General features: G+C 69.4%; 14 protein-coding genes. 5 read left to right on the top strand and 9 right to left on the bottom strand.

What is annotated here, in order from left to right:
- The first annotated feature begins 10 nt into the window (after positions 1-10).
- Positions 11-1,171 (top strand): zinc-binding dehydrogenase, encoded by a 1,161-nt coding sequence (locus ACXMYJ_RS06450; protein ID WP_260755912.1) that lies wholly within the window; start codon positions 11-13, stop codon positions 1,169-1,171.
- On the opposite strand, the gene ACXMYJ_RS06445 is transcribed toward ACXMYJ_RS06450, so the two are convergent.
- Genes ACXMYJ_RS06445 through ACXMYJ_RS06415 form a run of 7 tightly spaced genes read right to left on the bottom strand, consistent with a single transcriptional unit; the run spans position 1,168 to position 7,178 of the window.
- The gene (locus ACXMYJ_RS06445; RefSeq protein WP_260755913.1) at positions 1,168-1,602 is read right to left on the bottom strand and encodes a cupin domain-containing protein; all 435 of its coding nucleotides are present in this window, start codon (positions 1,600-1,602) and stop codon (positions 1,168-1,170) included. The two genes, ACXMYJ_RS06450 and ACXMYJ_RS06445, sit on opposite strands and share 4 nt — an antisense overlap.
- 15 nt (positions 1,603-1,617) lie before the next feature.
- Positions 1,618-2,808, bottom strand: coding sequence for an FAD binding domain-containing protein (locus ACXMYJ_RS06440; protein ID WP_460354826.1), 1,191 nt, complete (start codon positions 2,806-2,808; stop codon positions 1,618-1,620).
- Positions 2,801-3,787, bottom strand: coding sequence for an amidohydrolase family protein (locus ACXMYJ_RS06435; protein ID WP_460354823.1), 987 nt, complete (start codon positions 3,785-3,787; stop codon positions 2,801-2,803). The genes ACXMYJ_RS06440 and ACXMYJ_RS06435 overlap by 8 nt, the downstream gene beginning before the upstream one ends.
- Positions 3,784-4,530: an ABC transporter ATP-binding protein gene (locus ACXMYJ_RS06430; protein ID WP_443188456.1), complete on the bottom strand. Its 747-nt coding sequence runs from the start codon at positions 4,528-4,530 to the stop codon at positions 3,784-3,786. Before ACXMYJ_RS06430 ends, ACXMYJ_RS06435 begins: the two co-directional genes overlap by 4 nt.
- 13 nt (positions 4,531-4,543) lie before the next feature.
- Positions 4,544-5,326 (bottom strand): ABC transporter permease, encoded by a 783-nt coding sequence (locus tag ACXMYJ_RS06425; protein ID WP_260755917.1) that lies wholly within the window; start codon positions 5,324-5,326, stop codon positions 4,544-4,546.
- The gene (locus ACXMYJ_RS06420; protein WP_260755918.1) at positions 5,323-6,153 is read right to left on the bottom strand and encodes an ABC transporter permease; all 831 of its coding nucleotides are present in this window, start codon (positions 6,151-6,153) and stop codon (positions 5,323-5,325) included. Before ACXMYJ_RS06420 ends, ACXMYJ_RS06425 begins: the two co-directional genes overlap by 4 nt.
- On the bottom strand, positions 6,150-7,178 hold the full coding sequence (locus ACXMYJ_RS06415; RefSeq protein WP_260755919.1) for an ABC transporter substrate-binding protein: 1,029 nt from the start codon (positions 7,176-7,178) through the stop codon (positions 6,150-6,152). Before ACXMYJ_RS06415 ends, ACXMYJ_RS06420 begins: the two co-directional genes overlap by 4 nt.
- A 143-nt stretch (positions 7,179-7,321) precedes the next feature.
- Here ACXMYJ_RS06415 and ACXMYJ_RS06410 point away from each other — a divergent pair, with 143 nt between their 5' ends.
- Positions 7,322-8,983, top strand: a complete 1,662-nt coding sequence (locus tag ACXMYJ_RS06410) for a helix-turn-helix domain-containing protein (protein ID WP_260755920.1) — start codon at positions 7,322-7,324, stop codon at positions 8,981-8,983.
- Here the strand turns inward: ACXMYJ_RS06410 and hrpA are convergent.
- Positions 8,980-12,912 (bottom strand): ATP-dependent RNA helicase HrpA, encoded by a 3,933-nt coding sequence (hrpA, locus tag ACXMYJ_RS06405; protein ID WP_460354818.1) that lies wholly within the window; start codon positions 12,910-12,912, stop codon positions 8,980-8,982. The genes ACXMYJ_RS06410 and hrpA overlap by 4 nt on opposite strands.
- Before the next feature lie 65 nt (positions 12,913-12,977).
- Positions 12,978-13,877: a mycobacterial-type methylenetetrahydrofolate reductase gene (locus ACXMYJ_RS06400; protein WP_313901354.1), complete on the bottom strand. Its 900-nt coding sequence runs from the start codon at positions 13,875-13,877 to the stop codon at positions 12,978-12,980.
- A 157-nt stretch (positions 13,878-14,034) separates the two neighbouring features.
- Between ACXMYJ_RS06400 and ACXMYJ_RS06395 the strand changes: the two genes are divergently transcribed.
- From ACXMYJ_RS06395 to ACXMYJ_RS06385, 3 genes are read left to right on the top strand one after another with little or no spacing between them, the layout of a single operon-like run.
- Positions 14,035-15,186 (top strand): hypothetical protein, encoded by a 1,152-nt coding sequence (locus tag ACXMYJ_RS06395; protein ID WP_260755923.1) that lies wholly within the window; start codon positions 14,035-14,037, stop codon positions 15,184-15,186.
- Positions 15,187-15,196: 10 nt separating this feature from the next.
- A complete protein-coding gene (locus ACXMYJ_RS06390) occupies positions 15,197-16,654 on the top strand; it encodes a protein adenylyltransferase SelO (RefSeq protein ID WP_460354813.1) in 1,458 nt (485 codons plus the stop codon).
- A 23-nt stretch (positions 16,655-16,677) separates the two neighbouring features.
- Positions 16,678-18,105 (top strand): WS/DGAT/MGAT family O-acyltransferase, encoded by a 1,428-nt coding sequence (locus tag ACXMYJ_RS06385; protein ID WP_260755925.1) that lies wholly within the window; start codon positions 16,678-16,680, stop codon positions 18,103-18,105.
- Positions 18,106-18,342: the final 237 nt, after the last annotated feature.

The raw sequence follows: 18,342 nt of genomic DNA, 5'->3' as shown, positions 1-18,342 counted from the left end.
CGATGGCGGAATGAAAGCGGTCAGCTGTGTGCACGGGACTTTGGAGGTCGTCGACCTGCCCTCCCCACAGCCCGCCGAGGGCCAGCTGGTGCTCGACGTGCTGCGGTGCGGGATCTGCGGATCGGACCTGCACGCCAAGGATCACGCCGACGAACTCACCGAGGTGATGGCCGAGGGCGGCTATCGCGACTTCGCGCGCAGCGACACCCCGGTGGTGATGGGCCACGAGTTCTGCGGGGTGGTCGCCGAGCGGGGCCGCAAGGCGGGCAAGGAATTCTCCCCGGGTACGACGGTGGTGTCGTTTCCGCTGGTGCGCGCCGACGGCGGCGTGCATCTGACCGGTCTGTCGCCGAAGGCTCCCGGCGGCTACGCGGAGCAGGTGCTCGCCGAGGCGGCGCTGACGTTCGTGGTGCCCAACGGCCTCGACTCCGCGGTCGCCGCCCTTACCGAGCCGATGGCGGTGGCCTACCACGCGGTGCGCCGCAGTGACGTCACCGCCAAGGACGTCGCGATCGTGCTGGGCTGCGGACCGGTGGGGCTGGCGGTGATCTGCCACCTGAAGGCGCGCGGCGTGCACACCATCGTCGCCAGTGACTTCTCCCCGGGCCGACGCGCGCTGGCTACCCGGTGCGGCGCCGACGTCGTCGTCGACCCGGCCGAGGAGTCCCCGTACGACGCGGTGCCGGCCAAACAGCGCGGCCTGACCGAACTGCCCGCGCTCTACGAACTCGGTGTCGGCTCGATGGAGAAGCTGCGCAGGATCCCCGGCTGGGCGCACGTGTACCGCGTCGCCGACCGGCTGGGCGGGACAGCGCCGAAGCGGCCGGTGATCTTCGAGTGCGTCGGGGTGCCCGGCATGATCGACGGGGTGATCGGCGCCGCGCCGCTGGCCTCGCGGGTGGTGGTGGTCGGCGTCTGCATGGGTGACGACAAGCTGCGCCCCGCGATGGCGATCGGCAAGGAGATCGACCTGCGGTTCGTGTTCGGTTACACGCCCATCGAATTCCGGGACACCCTGCACATGCTCGCCGACGGCAAGCTCGATGCGACGCCGCTGGTGACCGGGACGGTCGGACTCGGCGGCGTGGCCGCGGCGTTCAACGCGCTGGCCGACCCGGAGGCGCACGCGAAGATCCTGATCGATCCGAGCAGTCCGGCGATCAGTCCCTAGAGATCCAGCGGCGCGTTCGCCGAGTCGAGGTGCTCCACGGTCGTGAACACCAGCTCGTCATCCCCGACGTTCTCGATGTCGTGCAGCAGGTACTCGCCTTCGGCGAACATGAAATGCCGTGTCTCGCCGGCGTTGTAGGACACGTCGCGCGTCGTGCCGTCCGACGTGTGTTGCCTGCTGCGGCCGGCGTTGACCGCGGTCCAGAAGTAGTCCAGCACGTGGCGGTGGGCGTGCCAGCGCTGCCCCGGAGCCAGCCGGATCTCCCACACCCGTACCCGCTCGTTCTCGCTGAGCAGCCGGGAGCCGACATGCCCGTCGTGCGAGTGGGTCTCGAACTCGGCGCGCAGTTCCTCGGTCCAGCCCTCGAAATCGGTGCCGATCAGGGTGCCCGCCAGCGGGGCGTCGGTCAGATGGTCGTGTGTGCTTGTCATCGTGTGCCTTTCGGTCTAGTGGCCCGGCCCGTACAGGCCGAACCGGTTGTCGGGGTGGCCGGGTACCCAGGTGCCGGTGACCTGGGACCGCGTGCCCATTTCCTTGACCCGGCGCAGCAACCGCTGCGCGAGCTCGAGTTGGCCGGGTTCCCACTTGGCGAGAGCCTCGGCGATATCGGCACTGTCGGCCAGGGCGTCGTGCAACGCCCATGCGTTCGCGGCCGCCTTCGCGGTGCCGGCCGCGGCATGCGGCCGGGCCGCGCTGGCGGCGTCGCCGACGAGTGCGACTCGCCCCAACGCCATCTGACGGGCGCCGACGTCGTACACCGCCTGCAGGTAGGGCTGCTCGGTGCGTACCACCACCTCGGCTGCCGCCGGAGCCAGCACTTCGGCTGCCACCGAGCGCATCTCGTCGACGAAGCGGTCTTGCACCTGTCCCGGGTGCAGCGAGACACCCGCGATGAAGCCACGCTTGTCGGTCATCAACTCGTCGAGCTCGTACCCTTGCGCGACGTTGCGGTACCACACGTAGTTCAACAGCCGCTCGCCTGGGCGGAGCCCGCCGTTGGGAGACGGTATCGGATAGACATTGATGTGGGTCTGGGGCCCCAGGCTGTAGCTGATCGAATCCTTGAGCAACTCGAACGTTTCGGGGGACACCTGACCTTCGGGCACGGTGCCGCGCCAGCCCACGTAGCCCGAGTACTCCAGCCGGGACTCCGGCGAGATGCGGCGCCGGCTCGGCGAGGTGATGCCGTCGGCGAACACCACGAGTTCGGCGCGCTCCCGCCGTCCGGAGGTGAATCTCACGTCCACGCCGTCGGCGTCCTGGTCGAAGCCGGCGGCGTACTCGCCCAGGTTGTAGGCGTCGGGGCCGAAGTCCGCCAGCAGCGCGCGGTAGAAGGTGCCCCAGGAGGTATAGCTCCACGGTGCCGCCTCGCGATGGATCACCGAGTTGTCTGCACCCAGATACTGCACGAAATGCGTTGATGTACTCACGGTCTCGGGATGCTGCTGGCTGCACTCGACGAACCAGCGCAGCGTGTCCGGTTGCAGCACGATCCCACCGCCGCGGCCGTCGAGGTTGCTGGGGGTGCGTTCGAAGACCGCGACGTCGAAGCCGAGGCGCCGCAGCAGCAGCGCGGTGGTCAGACCGCCGATGGAACCACCGACGACGATCGCCCGGTGGCCGCTCCAATCAATCATGTCGTTCTCCTGTGGTCAGCCCGAGGAAGGCCCGGGCGTTGGATTCCAACGCGGCGTCGTCGATGCCCGCCGCGTGCGGTAGCGCCAGGGGCCTGTCGGTGCCCATGTCGAACGGATAGTCGCTGCCGCACATCAGGTGTGACGGATCAGCTTGTGCAGCAAGCAGTCCGAGGGAGGGCACGTCGTGGGTCAGCGTGTCGAACCACAGGTCGGTGAACGCGTCGCGGGGAGCCCGTGAGCCTGCCGACCGGACGTCGGCCCGCTGCTGCCACCCGTGCTGCCAGCGTCCGACCAGGGCAGGTGCACAGCCGCCGCCGTGCACCAGGCAGACGCGCAGACCGTCGATCTCGTCGAGCACTCCGCCGAGGGTCAGGGCCGCAGCGGCGGTGGCGGTCTCGACCGGGTTTCCGACGAGGTTGGCCAGGTAGTAGGAGGACCATTCCTGCCGCGCGAGCTGCATCGGGTGTACCAGCACGGCCAGCCCGTACTCGGCGGCCGCCACGAGGATGTCCCGCATCGGGGCCGCGTCGAACGAGGTGGCGCCCAGCAGTGGAGGCACCGCGATGCCCGGTGTGATGCCCGAGGAAGCCAGCGCCGCAATCTGTTTACGCGCCGACTCGGGCTGGTGCAGTGACACCAGGCCGAGGCCGAGCAGGCGTCCGCCGCTGTCGCGGCACACCCTCTCCAGCTCCTGGTTGTAGGCGCCGACGAACGCGTCGACCTCGGCGTGGTCGACGACCGGAAACGCGAACGGCGGCGCGGACAACACACGAGCACCCAGACCCGCGGCGTCCGTGTCGGCGAGGACGCGCCCGATGTCGCTCATCGCGTCGGTTTCGATCGACAGCGGCAGCTCGCCCAGGTGCAGCTGCCCGCCGCGGTCTCCGAGCGGGGGCACCGGAGAGCCGGGAGCAAGGCCGAACAGGTCCCGCGGCAGCCAGTGGGCGTGGACGTCGATAGGGCCGGACCGGACGCTCATACCGCGGCGACCTTGGACTCGAGAGCTTCGAAGCGAGCCAGGATCTCGGCCTGCAGCACGGCCACGGCCGGATCGGACGCGCGACGCGGCCGCGGCAGATCGACATCGATGATCTCGTGGATGCGGCCACCGGGTTCGAGCACGACGATGCGGTCGGACAGCTGCACGGCCTCGGTCACGTCGTGGGTGACGAACATGACGGTGCGCCGCGACTCCAGCCAGATGCGCTCCAGGTGCTCGCGCAGCGTGCGCGAGGTCATCGCGTCGAGGTGGCTGAACGGTTCGTCCATCAGCAGCACGTCGGGTTCGACGGCGAACGCGCGGGCGATACCGATGCGCTGCTGCTGCCCACCGGACAGCTGGGCCGGGAAGCGGTCGGCGCAGTGTCCGAGCCCGACGAGGTCGAGGTAGTGGCGGGCTCGCTCCTGCCAGCCGGCCCGCTCATGCTGGACGAAGGCCAGGTTGGCCATCACCGTGCGCCACGGCAGCAGGCGCGGATCCTGGAACACGTAGCCCACCCGGGCATCTCGGGATCCGGCACGGAGCCGGACCTGTCCGGCAGTGTGGGTCTCGATGCCGGACACGATGTTGAGCAGCGTGGTCTTGCCGCTGCCGGAGGGGCCGACGACAGAGACGAAGGTCTCGCCCGAGATGGTGAGGTCGACGCCGTCGATGACGCGCGTGACCGCACCGCGGCGGTCCGTGAACTCCTTGACGAGACCCTGAATTTCGATGGAAGCCATGATTTCTCGCTTTCTAGACGGTGCGCCAGCGGGTGGCGAAGCGCTCGATGGGGCCCAGGATCAGCAGGTCGGCGACGACCAGCAGCAGGATGAACACCAGCACCCAGGCGAGGAAGCCGTCGAGCTGGTTGGCGTCGTACCAGTAGCGGGCCCGCCAGCCGACGCCCGAGGTGGCACCGAACCACTCGGCCAGCAGGAGCCCGTTCCAGGCGCTCATGATCGCGAATCGCACTGCGGCGATGGTTGATCCGGCGACGGCGGGAACGACGATCTCGCGCAGGACGCGGCGATGCGGCACCCCGAACGAGCGGGCCATCAGCACCAGGTCGGCGGGCACCGCCCGGGTGGCCTTGGCGATGTTGACGACGACGAACGGCAGCCCGGACAGGAACACCGTGACCACCGGGGTCAGCCAGCCGAAACCGAACCACATCGTGGTCAGCAACGCCCAGATGACGGCGGGGATCGCCAGTGCCGCGGCGGTCAGGTCGGACAGCGCCAGATCGGCCACGCGAGACAGCCCCATCATCACGCCGAGGGCGGCGCCCACGACGAGTGCGAGCGCGAGGCCCAGTGCGAACCGGTTCATGCTCAGCGCCAGGTTGTGCCACAGCTCACCGGCTGCCGCTTCGCTGCCGAGCCGGGCAACGCTGTCGCCGATCGACGGCACCCGGTTGCCGACGGCGACGGCGAGCTGCCAGGCCGCCAGGATGCTGAGCACCGCGGCGACGACGGCCGTGACAGAGCCGGCCTGCCCGCGCAGCTGACGCTGCCAGGTCTGGGTCTGGGTGGTCATGCGATTTCCTTCCGCCAGGCGAAGAACCGGTTTTCCAGGTGGGCCAGGCCCCGTTCGATCAGCACCATCGCGACGATGAACAGCCCGGTCCAGGCGAGCATGTCGGCGACCTGGAACTCCTGGTAGGCCTTGCGGATCATGAACCCGACGCCGGAGCTGGCGCCGAACACCTCGGTGAGCGCCTCGACCTTCCACGCCATCGCGAAGCCGTACCGCACACCGGCGAACACGAACGTCGTCAGCGCGGGCAGATACAGGTGTCGCAGCACGTCGGACCGGCTGCGCTCGAAGGCCCGGCACATCGAGAGCAGGTTGCCGTCCACCGAGCGCACCCCCTCTGCGACGTTCATCGCGATGAACGGAAGCGCCACCAGCGCCGACACCACGATCGGGCCGCCGGCGCCGACCCCGAAGATCAGCAGCCCGAATACCGCGTATGTCAGCCCGGGCATGTTGCCGAGCACGAAGAGCGGAAGCGAGAAGTACGAGGTCATGAATCGTGAACGGCCCATGAGGAATCCGATGACGAGCCCACCGGCCATCGCGATCGCGAATCCGGCGGCGATCTTGGCGATGCTGGTCGCGAAGTTGGTGACCGCCTCGCCCGAGACGACGATCGCGACGACTTGTTCGCCGACCACGGACGGGCGCGGCAGGATCGGGTCGTCGACCCAGGCGGCCAGCGCCGCCCATGTGCCAAGGGCCAGCAGGAGCGCCAGACCGGAGACGAGCCAGCGCCGGTGGGCAAGGGCAGGACGCGGCGGTCGGGGCCGGCCAGGCGGCGCCGGTTCGGGCCGGGTGTCCGGCGGGGCGACGGTCTGGGTCACTTCTGGACTCCTTCGGTCGGCAGGAACTGCGGGTCGGTGACCTCGTCTCCGATGACATCGGTGGCGCGCATCAGGTCGAAGATGGAGCTCTCGTCCTGCGCCCACTGCGGATCGAATCGCACCTCTTCGGTGACCCAGTCATGCTCGGCCACATAAGCTTTCATGAATTCGACGTCCTCAGCAGTGGCGACTGCGAAATGCTGGGGATAGCGCTCGATCATCTCGTCGCGGTGTTGTTGCCATTCGGACAGGCCGCGGTCCCACAGGTCGAGGAAGGCCGACACCTCTGCGGGGTGGTCGTCGACCCAGTCCTTGCGGGCGACGAAGACGTTCCCCATCGGGCCGTCGTGGCCCGGAGCGACGAGTTCGGCGAACAGGTCGGCTGAGGACTTGCCGTCATACAGCGGCCGCACCGACCCGTCCCGCAGTTCGCGCGCCGAGAGGTCCGGATAGCAGATGCAGGCGTCGATCTCACCACGCGCCAGCAGGTTCGACAGGTTCTGGATGTCGGCGACCACCACGTCGAAGTCGCCGTCGACGACGGTCAGGTCGTGCATACGCTTGACCAAGGCACTCCACACCAGCGTGCCGGACACGGTGGTGAACACCCCGAGGCGTCTGCCCTTCAGGTCGGCGAGGGACTGTGCCGGATCGTCGGCACGGACCAGGATGCGGCTGCGCTCGGCGTTGTACTTGCCGATGATCACGGTCTCGCGCTGCGTCTGCTCCTCCAGGCCGGGCACCTCGAAGGACGCGGTGGAGATGATGTCGGCGTGGCCACCGGCGAAGAGGCCGAATTCGTCCCAGGTGGCGCTCGTCTCGATCGTGTAGCCGGTGTCGCGCTGCCACTCGTCGACGATGCCGGTGTCGTGCATGTAGTCCCAGATCGGATCGGGCGCGAAGGTGAACCGGATGACTCCGTCGCGGGCGGACCGGGACGACGCGGGCCCGCCCAGGCCCGCCGAGCAGGCCGTGGTGACGGTGAGCAGGGCAGCGAGGAGGATGCCGAGGGCGACTCCGCCCATTCGTCGGCCCCGTCTCGCACCGATGCGAAGCGAAAGATCCATCCGTCGACCTCCTGGTTCTGTGATGGCGATCACGACCCCTACGATGCGGGTTCGGGATTACACCCAGCAATGTCTGAGAGCACACACTTATGCTCATGAACATGTCCACGCGCACACAAGATGGGTCGGATCCCTTCGAGCACTGGCTGAGCGCGCTCGCGGAGATCGGCGAAGCCGTGGGTGGCGACGAGCCCGTCGCCGAGGTGCTCGGCCGCGTGGCCCGCACCGCGTGCACGCTGCTCGGTTACGACTTCTGCGCGGTCTTCCTCCCTGATGACGGCGGTCGGGCGCTCACGATCGAAGGCTCGTATGGCCTCTCCGCCGACTACATCGCCCAGGTCAACGCGAATCGTCCGATTCTGGTGGATGCCCGGGGCGACCACGAGGCGCCGACCAGCCTCGCCTACCGCAGCGGAGAGGTGGTCACTCTCGAGGACATCGAGCTGGTGCCGGATTTCACCTGGGGTGGCGTCGCCCAGGAGCAGGGCTACCGCGCGCTGATCTCGGTACCGCTGCGGCGGTCCGGGACCGTGGTCGGTGCCCTCAACGGCTACCGCGCCGCACCCCATCGCTTCGACCGCGCCGAAGTCACCCTGGTGACCACACTCGCCACGCAGGTCGCGATCGCGCTGGGCACGGCACAGCTGCGCGCGAAGGAACAGGCGACGATTCGTGAACTCCGTCGCGCCGAGGAGATCCACACGCTGCTGACAGCCACCGCTCTGCGCGGCGAAGGCGTGTCCGGCGTGGCCACCGCGTTGTCGGAGCTCCTCGACCGCGGCGTGCTGATCGAGGACCTCTACGACGAGCCACTCGCCGACGTGAACGGGTCGGCGCTCGATCCACGCGGTGATGACCACGTCGTCGCCGAGGTGAACCTCGACGGCGACACGGTGGCGCGAATCCACGTGGCCGCGGCTGATTTTGAGCTGTCCGGGCTCGACATGCGCGCCGTCGAGCACGCCACGGTCGTCACCGCGCTCGAGCTGTTGCGGGCACGCACCGCAGCCGAGGTCGAGCAGCGGATCCGAGGGTCGTTGGTCGCCGACCTGCTCGGCGCCGACGAGGCCGGCATACCGGCGTTGCTCGACCGCGCCCGGCGCCTGGGCTGGGATCTGTCCGGTGCCCAGAGCCTGATCGCACTGCGCCCGGCCGATGAACGCACTCTGGCGGCGGCAGACCGTTTCGTCACCGGTGTGACACCGCGCCCGTTGGTGGCTCTGCATCGCGGCGACCTCGTCTTGGTCTGGCCCGCCGGCGCGGAGGTTCCGGTCCAGACCGCCGGCAGGCTGCTCGAATTCCTGCGCTCGGCACGGATTCCCGAGACTCCGACCGCCGCGGTGTCACGTCAGGTCGCCGCGCGGGAACTGCCCGGCTGCTTCCGCACCGTCCGCGGCGCCCTCGATCTTGCCGGGGAGCGCGGCGCCCCGGCGGTGATCGACCTCGACGAACCGACCATCGACCACCTGTTGCTGCAACTCGACGACCCAGGCCGGCTGCGCGAGTTCGCGACCGCGGTGCTCGGTCGCGCGGCGGACTACGACCGCGCCCGGTCCACGGAGTTGTTGCGCACCGCCCGCGTGCTTCTCACACACGGCCTGGACAGACGTGCGGCAGCGCAGGCGCTGCATCTGCACCCGAACACCGTCGCCCAGCGAGTCCGCAGGCTGGAGGAACTGACCGGGCTGAGTCTGGCCCGGCCCGCCGATCTGCTGCAGCTCACCGCTGCCCTCACGGTCGCCCGGATCGCCTCGCTGGGCTAGCTGGAACCGGCAACGCTGGCCGCATCGATGGCCCGGTAGATGCGCTGTTCACTGACCGGCCGGGCGGTGCCGAGCTGCTGCGCCCACAGGCTCACCCGCAGCTCCTCGATCATGCGGGCGATGTCGCGCACATCGGCCGCCGCCGCGCGCGCGGGCGACAACGCCTGCCGCAGTGCGTCGTACTCAGCCTGCACCGCAGCGACGCGACCCATCCGCTCCCGGTCCGCGGCGGGAGCGGATGGCAGGCGCTCCAGCCGGCGACCGATGGCGGTCAGGTAGCGGGCCAGGTCCCCGAGTCGCGCGGCGCCGGTCGCCGCGACGAATCCCGGTGGCACCAGAGCGGCCAGCTGCGCGCGGATGTCGGCGACGGCGTCGGCCTGCATCGGCGTCGGCTTCGACGGCAGCACGACCTCGACCTCGCGCAGCGCCGAGAGCACCCGCTCCACCCGCCGCACCACATCGGCGGTGGTTTGCGCGAGGTTGGCGGTCAGCCGTTTTCGTGCAGCGGCGAATTCTTCTCTGGTCCACACCGGTACGGGCACGATGATCTGCGCGGCCGCTGCGGCACAGTCGTCGATCAGCGCCGACAGGGAGCCGTCCGGGTTGGCGCCCAGCATCAGCCGGGTGCGGGTGTCCAGGCCGCGCTCGACGTTCTTGGCCACCGACGGGCCGGCGAGCAGCAAGAGCCGCCGGCTGCCGTGCGGCATCGCGGCATCCTGTTCGGCCTTCGTGGCGAAGACCCGGATGTCCACCGCGGCGCCGGTATCCACCAGCGCGGGGTAACCACGCACCAGATGCCCTGAAGCACCTAGGTTCTCGACGACCCGCGGCAGTTCGGCGAGATCCTGCGGCCAGTCCCGCAGCCCGGTGCGCTCCAGCCCGGCGGCGACGGTGGCCGCGACGGCCTGGCGGGTGGGGGCGGCGAGCTCGCGGCGCAGTTCCGCGAGGTCCTTGCCGCGGGACACCACGGCGCCCTGGGCGTCCTCGACGGCGAACGTGACCCGCAGATGCGGCGGCACCTTTTCCAGGTCGAACGCGTCGATCGGCACGAGAATGCCGGTGCGGCGCCGCAATTCGCGCTGCACCGCATCGAGCAGCGGCCCGCTGTCGGGACCGATCGACGCGAGCAGCGCCTTGGCGGTGTCCGGCGCGGGGACGAAGTTGCGGCGCAGGTCCTTGGGCAGCGATTTGATCAGAGCTGTGAGCAATTCCTCGCGCAGCGCGGGTACCTGCCAGGCGAAGTCATCGCCGCCGAGCCGCGCGAGCACGTCGACCGGGACATGCACGGTGACGCCGTCGTCGGCTGCACCCGGCTCGTACCGGTAGGTCAACGGAAGCGACAGGTCCCCGGCCTGCCAGGCGTCGGGCTGCTCGGCGCCGGCCTCGTTGCGCAGCAGGTCATCCCGGGTCATGGTGAGCAGATCCGGCGTGCGGTGCCGCTGCTTGCGCCACCACCCGTCGAAGTGCCGCGCCGACACCACGTCGGCGGGCACGCGGGCGTCGTAGAACGCGAAGATCTCGTCGTCGCCGGCCAGCAGGTCGCGGCGGCGGGCACGGTCCTCCAGCGCGGCGAGCTCCTCACGCAGCCTGGCGTTGTCGCGGAAGAAGTGGTGCTTGGTCTGCCAGTCACCCTCGACCAGCGCGTGCCGGATGAACAGTTCGCGCGCAACCTCGGGATCGACCTGCGCATAGCCGACCCGGCGGCGCGCCACCAGCGGCAGGCCGTAGAGGGTGACCCGCTCGTAGGCCATCACCGCACCCCGCTCGGCGTCCCAGTGCGGCTCACTGTAGCTGCGCTGCACCAGATGTCCGGCCACCCGCTCGACCGCTTCCGGCTCGATACGCGCCGCGGTCCTGCCGAACAACCTGCTCGTCTCGACCAGGTCGGCGACCACGACCCAGCGCGGCGGGCGCTTGCTGAGCACCGAACCGGGGGCGAGCACGAACCGGGCGTTGCGGGCACCCTGGTAGGTGCGCCCGTCGGTGTCACGCATCCCGATGTGCGAGAGCAGGCCTGCGGTCAGCGCGGCGTGCACCCGCGCGGGGTCGGCAGGCTCGTCGCTGGCGTCACCCTCCCGGATGCCGATGTCACGGCAGATCCCGCGCAGCTGACCGACCAGGTCCTGCCATTCCCGGATCCGCAGGTAGTGCAGGAACTCGTCGCGGCACATCCGGCGAAAGGAGCTGCCGGAGCGTTCTTTTCGCTGATCGCTCAGGTAGCGCCACAGATTCAGGTACGAGATGAAATCCGAATGCTGATCGGCGAAACGGGCATGTTTCTGCCGGGCCGCCTCCTCCTTGTCGACGGGCCGCTCCCGCGGGTCCGGGATCGACAGCGCCGCGGCCAGCACCAGCATCTCGCGCACACAGCCCTCGGCGTCGGCCTGCAGGATCATCCGGCCCAGACGCGGGTCGACCGGGATCTGGGCCAGCCGGCGTCCGATGTCGGTGAGGTGGGCCTGCTGATCGAACGCGCCGAGTTCCTGCAGCAGTGCGACGCCGTCGCGGATACTGCGCGCGTCGGGCGGGTCGAGAAACCCGAAGCCCTCGACGTCGCCGAAGCCGAGCGCCGCCATCTGCAGGATCACCGCGGCCAGATTGGTGCGCAGGATCTCCGGATCGGTGTAGCGGGGCCGGGATTCGAAGTCCTCCTCGCTGTACAGCCGGATGCAGACCCCCGGCGCGGTGCGACCGGAGCGCCCGGCGCGCTGGGCCGCCGACGCCTGCGAGATCGGCTCGATGGGCAGCCGCTGCACCTTGGTCCGACGGCTGTACCGCGAGATCCGCGCGGTTCCGGGATCGACCACGTAGCGGATGCCTGGCACCGTCAACGATGTCTCGGCGACATTGGTGGCCAACACGATTCGCCGCGCGGTCCGGCCGGGTGCAAACACCTTCTGCTGCTCGGCCGTTGGTAGCCTTGCGTACAGCGGCAGCACCTCCGTGTGGCCCGGGTCGGTCACGGCCGGCAGAGCCTCTGCGGTGTCTCGGATCTCACGTTCACCGGACAGGAACACCAGCACGTCACCGGGCGGCTCGGCCTCCAGCTCGGCGACGGCGTCGATGATCGCCTCGGTCGGGTCGCGCAGCTCGGTGCGCACCACCTCGTGGTCGGGATCGTCGGGATCCTCGGAATCGTCCGCAGTGACCGGGACTTCCAGTGGCCGGTAACGGATCTCGACGGGATAGGTGCGTCCCGAGACCTCCACGATCGGCGCATTGCCGAAGAACTGCGCGAAGCGCTGCGGCTCGATCGTCGCAGAGGTCACGATCACCTTCAGGTCCGGCCGCCGGGGCAGCAACTGTCGAAGGTAGCCGAGCAGGAAGTCGATGTTGAGGCTGCGCTCGTGTGCTTCGTCGATGATCAGCGTGTCGTAGCGCAGCAGCCTGCGGTCCCGTTGCACCTCGGCGAGCAGGATCCCGTCGGTCATCAGTTTGACCAGGGTCCGGTCCGAGGCTTGGTCGGTGAACCGCACCGTGTAGCCGACCGCGTCCCCGAGCGGGGTGTCGAGTTCCTCGGCGATGCGGGCCGCGACCGTGCGCGCGGCGAGCCGGCGCGGCTGGGTGTGGCCGATGGTGCCGCGGATCCCGCGGCCGAGCTCGAGGCAGATCTTGGGCAGCTGGGTGGTCTTGCCGGAGCCGGTCTCGCCGGCGACGATCACCACCTGGTTGGCCGCGATCGCCGCGGCGATCTCGTCGCGACGCTCGCTGACGGGCAGATCCGGGTAGGTGATCTGCGGTACCGCGGCGAGCCGCGAGGCGACCAGGGCCTCCCCGGCGGTGAATTTCTCGGCGAGGCGCTGCAGTTGTTCGGCCGAGGGCTCGCGCAGCTGCCGCAGCCGCCGCTCCAGCCGCGCGGCGTCGCTGATCGTCAGACCGTCGAGGCGGGCACGCAGCGCACGCACGTCGAGTGGGGACGGATCGGGCACTCCGGCAACGATAGGCGTGCGGTCGTCATCCCGGCGCGCGGGTGCGCGCGACCAGCGCGGAAAACTCAGCGCGAAGCGGTGTCCGGCGCCCAGTAGGCCAGCATCTCGGCCAACGTCTCGAACGCGGCGGTGTTCACCCCGTAGGTCGCCTCGTAATGCACGCTGAGCGGGAACCCGAGCTCGGCCACACCGTCGATGACGCGCTTGTACAACTCGACCATCATCTTGCGCCGTCCGTCGGGGTCGGTCTCGGACAGCGTCCGGACGAACTCCTGCTCCTTCTCCACGGCCGCGTTGCCCGGGTCCTGGATCAACCAGTTGATCAGGCCGACCCGGCTCTCCACTTTCGGTACGAAACCGAACGACAGCAGGATCTCGGGCCGGTGGTCGGTGGATTCGGCGAACTCCTTGAGGAATCCGACGATCGCATCCGAGTAGAGCAGCTGGGTCATGCCGTAGGTGGCGCCCCGGTCGCACTTGAAGTTGAACCGGCCGTGCTCACCCTCGCGTGTCGGGATAAGGATGACCCCGCGGTTGTCGACCACCTCGTCGAAGATCGACAGCGCGTCGGTCGGGGCCACGCCGGTGCCCTCACCGTCGTTGAGGGTGCGGGGCACTCCCACGAACGCGATGCCTTCGAAACCGCTCTCCCCGAGCAACCTCAGCCGCTTCTGCAGCGCGGACTCGTCCATGAACGCGGTGACCTGGGTGCACAGCCCCTTGATGCCGGGCAGCTCGGGTCGGATCATGTTCCAGAAGTCGAGGACGTCGAGCTTCGGCTTCATCTCGATGGGACGGTCGCCGTCCTCCTCGATCATCCCGGGGATCATGACGTGCCGGATCCGGCCGGCCAGTCCGGCTTCGGCCGAGCAGCGCAACACCTTTTCGGCGTCCTCCATGGCCTGCTCGCGACCCCGGTCCACATTGGGCGGCACGAGCTCTAAAGCGATGGTGTTCAAGCTCACAGCGTTGCTCCACATCTACGACTGTTTCTTCCCCCGGCGGCCCACCGACGTCATCGTCGTGGCCTCGCGTTCCCCCGGCCGACCGGAAAAAATCACCATACCTGGGGCGGCACCGGCGGCCCCAGTGAGCTTTCATGGGTGTAGACCGCTTATGAACATGCTGCAGAGAAACCCCCGCACCCCATCCATCCTCGTCGCAGCGCTGACCCTCCTGGCGGTGCTGACCGCATGCACCGGCATGGAGCCCGCACCGGGCACCACGACGGCGACGACCCCCACCAGCTCCCGCTCCCCGTTCGAGCCGACGACGACCAGTCCGGCGCCGGATCGGACGGGTCCGCTGCTGGCCTACCGGGCCGGCGACGAGCTCGGGATCGTCGACGGCACGACGGTGGCGGCGACGGCGCCCGGCGCGTTCGCCCCGTCCAACGACCTGATCGCCACCGAGGACGACAGGTTCGTGTTCTCCCGCACCACCGACGGACAGGTGGTCACGCTGGAGGTGGCGACGGGCAAGGCGACCACGCGCGACGTCACGGTCGGTCCGTCGCTGGGCACCGCGGGTGCGAGCGTGATCGTGTGGTGGGAGCAGCCGAACAGGTTGATGCGGCTGGATCTCGCCGACCCGGCGTCCCAGCCGGAACTGCAACAGATTGTCGATCTGCCCCCGGTGGCCAGGGTACGGCCGGGTGAGCCGCGGCTGCTGGTGGCCCGGGGCGGCACCGCGATCGTCGCGCGGGTGGAGTCGCCGCCGTCCCGCTTCGGAGGTCCGGACACGTTGTACGCAGTCCGCGGTCCGGGTGCGCCTGCGCCGCTGGGGCAGGCCGACGCGAACAGCCCGGTCACGGTGGCCCGTCTGAGCCCGGACGGGGCGACGCTGGCGTATGCGCTGTACCGCACCACCGACAGCACCTGCGGCACCGCGGCGATCGTCACGTCCGACGCCGACGGCGAGCAGGTGACGTTAGACGTGGCCGGTCCCGCCGCCGACGCCGGCTCCCGGGTCAACAAGCTGTGGTGGCCGGCGAAGGGGGAACCGAAACTCAGCCTGACCACCTGGCAGTGCGGTCAGCCGCAGACCACGCCGCCGCTGGTGTGGCAGGTGACCGGGGACCATATCGCGCAGACCACGCCGCCGACCTCGGCGCTGCAGTCCGCCGAGGTCGCCCCCGGCCAACGCGCGCTGATCCTGCCGCCCAGCGGCGTGCCGGCCAATCCGGTCGGCACGCTGGCCTTGGAGGACAGCTCCCGCCGGTTCTCGATCAAGGACGGCGTCGACGCGATCGCCGTGATCGAGCCCTCTCCGTAGGCTGGATGAGGTGAGTATCGCGCTGCAGAACCGATTCGTCGGCGAGCTTCCGGAGCTGGCGGTGCAGTGGAAGGCCGAGGAAGCCCCCCAACCGCAGCTACTGGCGTTCAACGAGCCCCTGGCCGTCGACCTCGGCCTCGATCCGGAGTGGCTGCGCGGACCCGACGGACTCGGCCTGTTGGTGGGCACCCGCGTCCCGGAGGACGCGACACCGGCCGCCCAGGCCTACGCCGGTCACCAGTTCGGCGGATACCAACCGCGGCTGGGTGACGGGCGCGCGCTGCTGGTCGGCGAGCTCGTCGACACCGCCGGGCAGCTGCGCGACCTGCACCTGAAGGGTTCGGGCCGGACACCGTTCGCGCGGGGCGGTGACGGGTTGGCCGCGGTCGGGCCGATGCTGCGCGAGTACATCGTCAGCGAGGCGATGCACGCGCTGGGCATCCCGACGACACGCGCGCTGGCGGTGGTCGCGACCGGCCGGCCGGTGTACCGCGAGACCGCGCTGCCGGGCGCGGTCCTGGCACGGGTCGCCGCGAGCCACCTGAGGGTCGGCACGTTCCAGTACGCGGCGGCGGTCTCCACGCAGCCGGACCATGCGGATCTGCTGCGCCGTGTCGCCGACCACGCCATCGCGCGGCACCACCCCGCGGCGGCCGACGCGCAACAGCCCTACCTCGCCCTGCTGGAAGCGGTCAGCGCGGTGCAGGCGCGGCTGGTGGCGCAGTGGATGCTGGTCGGATTCATTCACGGCGTGATGAACACCGACAACATGACGATCTCGGGCGAGACCATCGATTACGGACCGTGCGCGTTCATGGAGGCGTTCGACCCGGCGACGGTGCACAGCTCCATCGACAGCTGGGGTCGCTACGCGTACGGCAACCAGCCGTCGATCGCTCTGTGGAACCTCGCGCGGTTCGCCGAGGCGCTGCTGCCGCTGCTCGACGACGACACCGGCACGGCGATCGCGAAGGCCGAGGCGTCGCTGGGCGGATTCCAGGAGCTTTACGAGACAGCGTGGACCGACGGCATGCGGGCCAAGCTCGGGCTGCCCGAGGCCTCAGCCGAAGCGGTACCGGCGCTGGCGCGGGATCTGCTGACTCAGATGCAGCAGAGCCAGGTGGACCACACATCGTTCTACCGCCGGTTGGCGACGGCGGCCCGCGGAGACGCCGAGCCGGTGCGCGGGGAGTTCGTCGATCTCGCCGCGTTCGACGAATGGCTGGCGCGCTGGCGGGCGTTGGGGCCGGATCCCGAGGCGATGGACCGAGTCAATCCGGTGTACATCCCTCGCAACCATCTGGTCGAGGAGGCCTTGACGGCGGCCACCGGCGGCGACCTGCAACCGTTGCACGGGCTGCTCTTGGCCATCAGCGCACCGTTCGACGAGCGTCCCGGCTTGCAGCGCTACGCCGAGCCCGGCGAAAAGGAGTTCAGCTCCTCGTTCCGAACTTTCTGTGGAACGTGAATGCCCCGCGTAGCGTGCCTGCCATGAGCGCCAAGAGGGTCCGCCTCGGACTAGAGGACTTGCTGTTCATCTACGGCGAAACCTCGAGTTCGAAGATGCACGTCGGCGGTCTCCTGCCGTTTACTCCACCCGCCGATGCGCCGCGCGACTACCTGCGCCAGGTGATCCACGACGCCCGCCGGCTGGACGTAATGCCGCCGTGGAACCGCAAGCTGGCCAATCCGCGACTTCAGTTCAGCCCGCTGCACAGCTGGGTCGTCGACGAGGACTTCGACTTCGACTACCACGTGCGGCGCTCGGCGCTGGCCAGCCCGGGTGACGAACGCGAGCTCGGCATCCTGGTGTCCCGGCTGCACAGCAACCATCTCGACCTGACCAGACCGCCGTGGGAGCTGCATGTCATCGAGGGCCTGGAAGGTGGCCGGTTCGCGCTGTACATGAAGATCCACCACGCGCTCGTCGACGGTTACACCGCGATGCGGATGCTGGAACGCAGCCTGTCCACCGACCCGCAGACGCGGGACGCCCGGATGTTCTTCAATGTGCCCACCCCGTCGAGGAGCAGGCAGGGCGGCGACGGAGCCGGTTCCCCGAATCCGTTGACGGCCGCGCTGCGAACGCTCTCCGGGGTCGGTTCGACGGTGACGAACGGAGTGAGCTCGGCGGTCGATCTGGCGTCGGCGCTGGTGAACACGCAGTTGCGGCGTGACGGCGACTACCGGCACATCTCGGGGTCGGCGTCGGCGCCGCACAGCATCCTCAACGCGAGGATCAGCCGCAACCGGAGGTTCGCCACCCAGCAGTACGACTTCGACCGGCTCAAGAAACTGAGCGCTCTTTACGGGGCGACGATCAACGACGTCGCTCTCACCATCATCGGCGGCGGGCTGCGCAAGTTCCTGTCCGAGCTCGACGAGCTGCCGGACAGGTCGCTGATCGCGTTTCTACCCGTGAACGTGCGGCCCAAGGGCGATGAAGGCGGCGGCAACGCGGTGGGCGCGATGCTCGCCCCCATGGGCACCGACATCGAGGACCCGGTCGAGCGGCTGTCGACGATCACGACGGCCACGCGGGCGGCCAAGACGCAGCTGCAGTCGATGTCGCCGGCCGCGATCATCGCCTACAGCGCAGCGCTGCTGGCCCCGGCCGGCGGACAGATCGCCGGTGCGCTGACCGGGGTGAGACCGCCGTGGCCGTACACGTTCAATCTTTGCGTGTCCAATGTCCCCGGACCGCGGGAGCGCTTGTACTACAACGGTTCCCGGCTGGAAGCCACCTACCCGGTGTCGATTCCGATTCACGGAATGGCGTTGAACATCACGCTGCAGAGCTACGCCGACACGGTGAACCTCGGGTTCGTCGGCTGCCGCGACCGCCTGCCGCGGTTGCAACGGCTGGCCGTGTTCACCGGCGAGGCCCTCACCGAACTGGAAGCCGCCTCGGAAGGCTAAGTCCTGCGGCCTATCTCGTGGGCCGCCGCTGCACCCTGCCTCTTGAAAACCAGCACGCCGTCTCAGAAGGGTGGGGGGTCGTTGCCGTAATCGGGTGGCGGGTGCGGCTGTTGGGGTTGTTGCTCGATGAGTCGTTGGGCGGCGTTGTGTTCACGCTCGGCCTTGATGCGGGCAGCCCTGTCCGCGGCGCGGGTGCGTTGGCGTTTGGGCATCTGGACCTCGCGGCCCGACCCGGGT

This window comes from Mycobacterium sp. ZZG, assembly GCF_054786995.1.
The sequence above is the reverse complement of the archived record's forward strand: the minus strand, read 5'-3'. Positions and strand labels throughout refer to the sequence as shown.

What these genes read in the sequence shown, in the direction of transcription:
- ACXMYJ_RS06450 (WP_260755912.1), top strand. Translation starts at nt 11, where the DNA reads ATGAAAGCGGTCAGCTGTGTGCACGGGACTTTGGAGGTCGTCGACCTG.
- ACXMYJ_RS06445 (WP_260755913.1), bottom strand. Translation starts at nt 1,602, where the DNA reads ATGACAAGCACACACGACCATCTGACCGACGCCCCGCTGGCGGGCACC.
- ACXMYJ_RS06440 (WP_460354826.1), bottom strand. Translation starts at nt 2,808, where the DNA reads ATGATTGATTGGAGCGGCCACCGGGCGATCGTCGTCGGTGGTTCCATC.
- ACXMYJ_RS06435 (WP_460354823.1), bottom strand. Translation starts at nt 3,787, where the DNA reads ATGAGCGTCCGGTCCGGCCCTATCGACGTCCACGCCCACTGGCTGCCG.
- ACXMYJ_RS06430 (WP_443188456.1), bottom strand. Translation starts at nt 4,530, where the DNA reads ATGGCTTCCATCGAAATTCAGGGTCTCGTCAAGGAGTTCACGGACCGC.
- ACXMYJ_RS06425 (WP_260755917.1), bottom strand. Translation starts at nt 5,326, where the DNA reads ATGACCACCCAGACCCAGACCTGGCAGCGTCAGCTGCGCGGGCAGGCC.
- ACXMYJ_RS06415 (WP_260755919.1), bottom strand. Translation starts at nt 7,178, where the DNA reads ATGGGCGGAGTCGCCCTCGGCATCCTCCTCGCTGCCCTGCTCACCGTC.
- ACXMYJ_RS06410 (WP_260755920.1), top strand. Translation starts at nt 7,322, where the DNA reads ATGTCCACGCGCACACAAGATGGGTCGGATCCCTTCGAGCACTGGCTG.
- ACXMYJ_RS06395 (WP_260755923.1), top strand. Translation starts at nt 14,035, where the DNA reads ATGCTGCAGAGAAACCCCCGCACCCCATCCATCCTCGTCGCAGCGCTG.
- ACXMYJ_RS06385 (WP_260755925.1), top strand. Translation starts at nt 16,678, where the DNA reads ATGAGCGCCAAGAGGGTCCGCCTCGGACTAGAGGACTTGCTGTTCATC.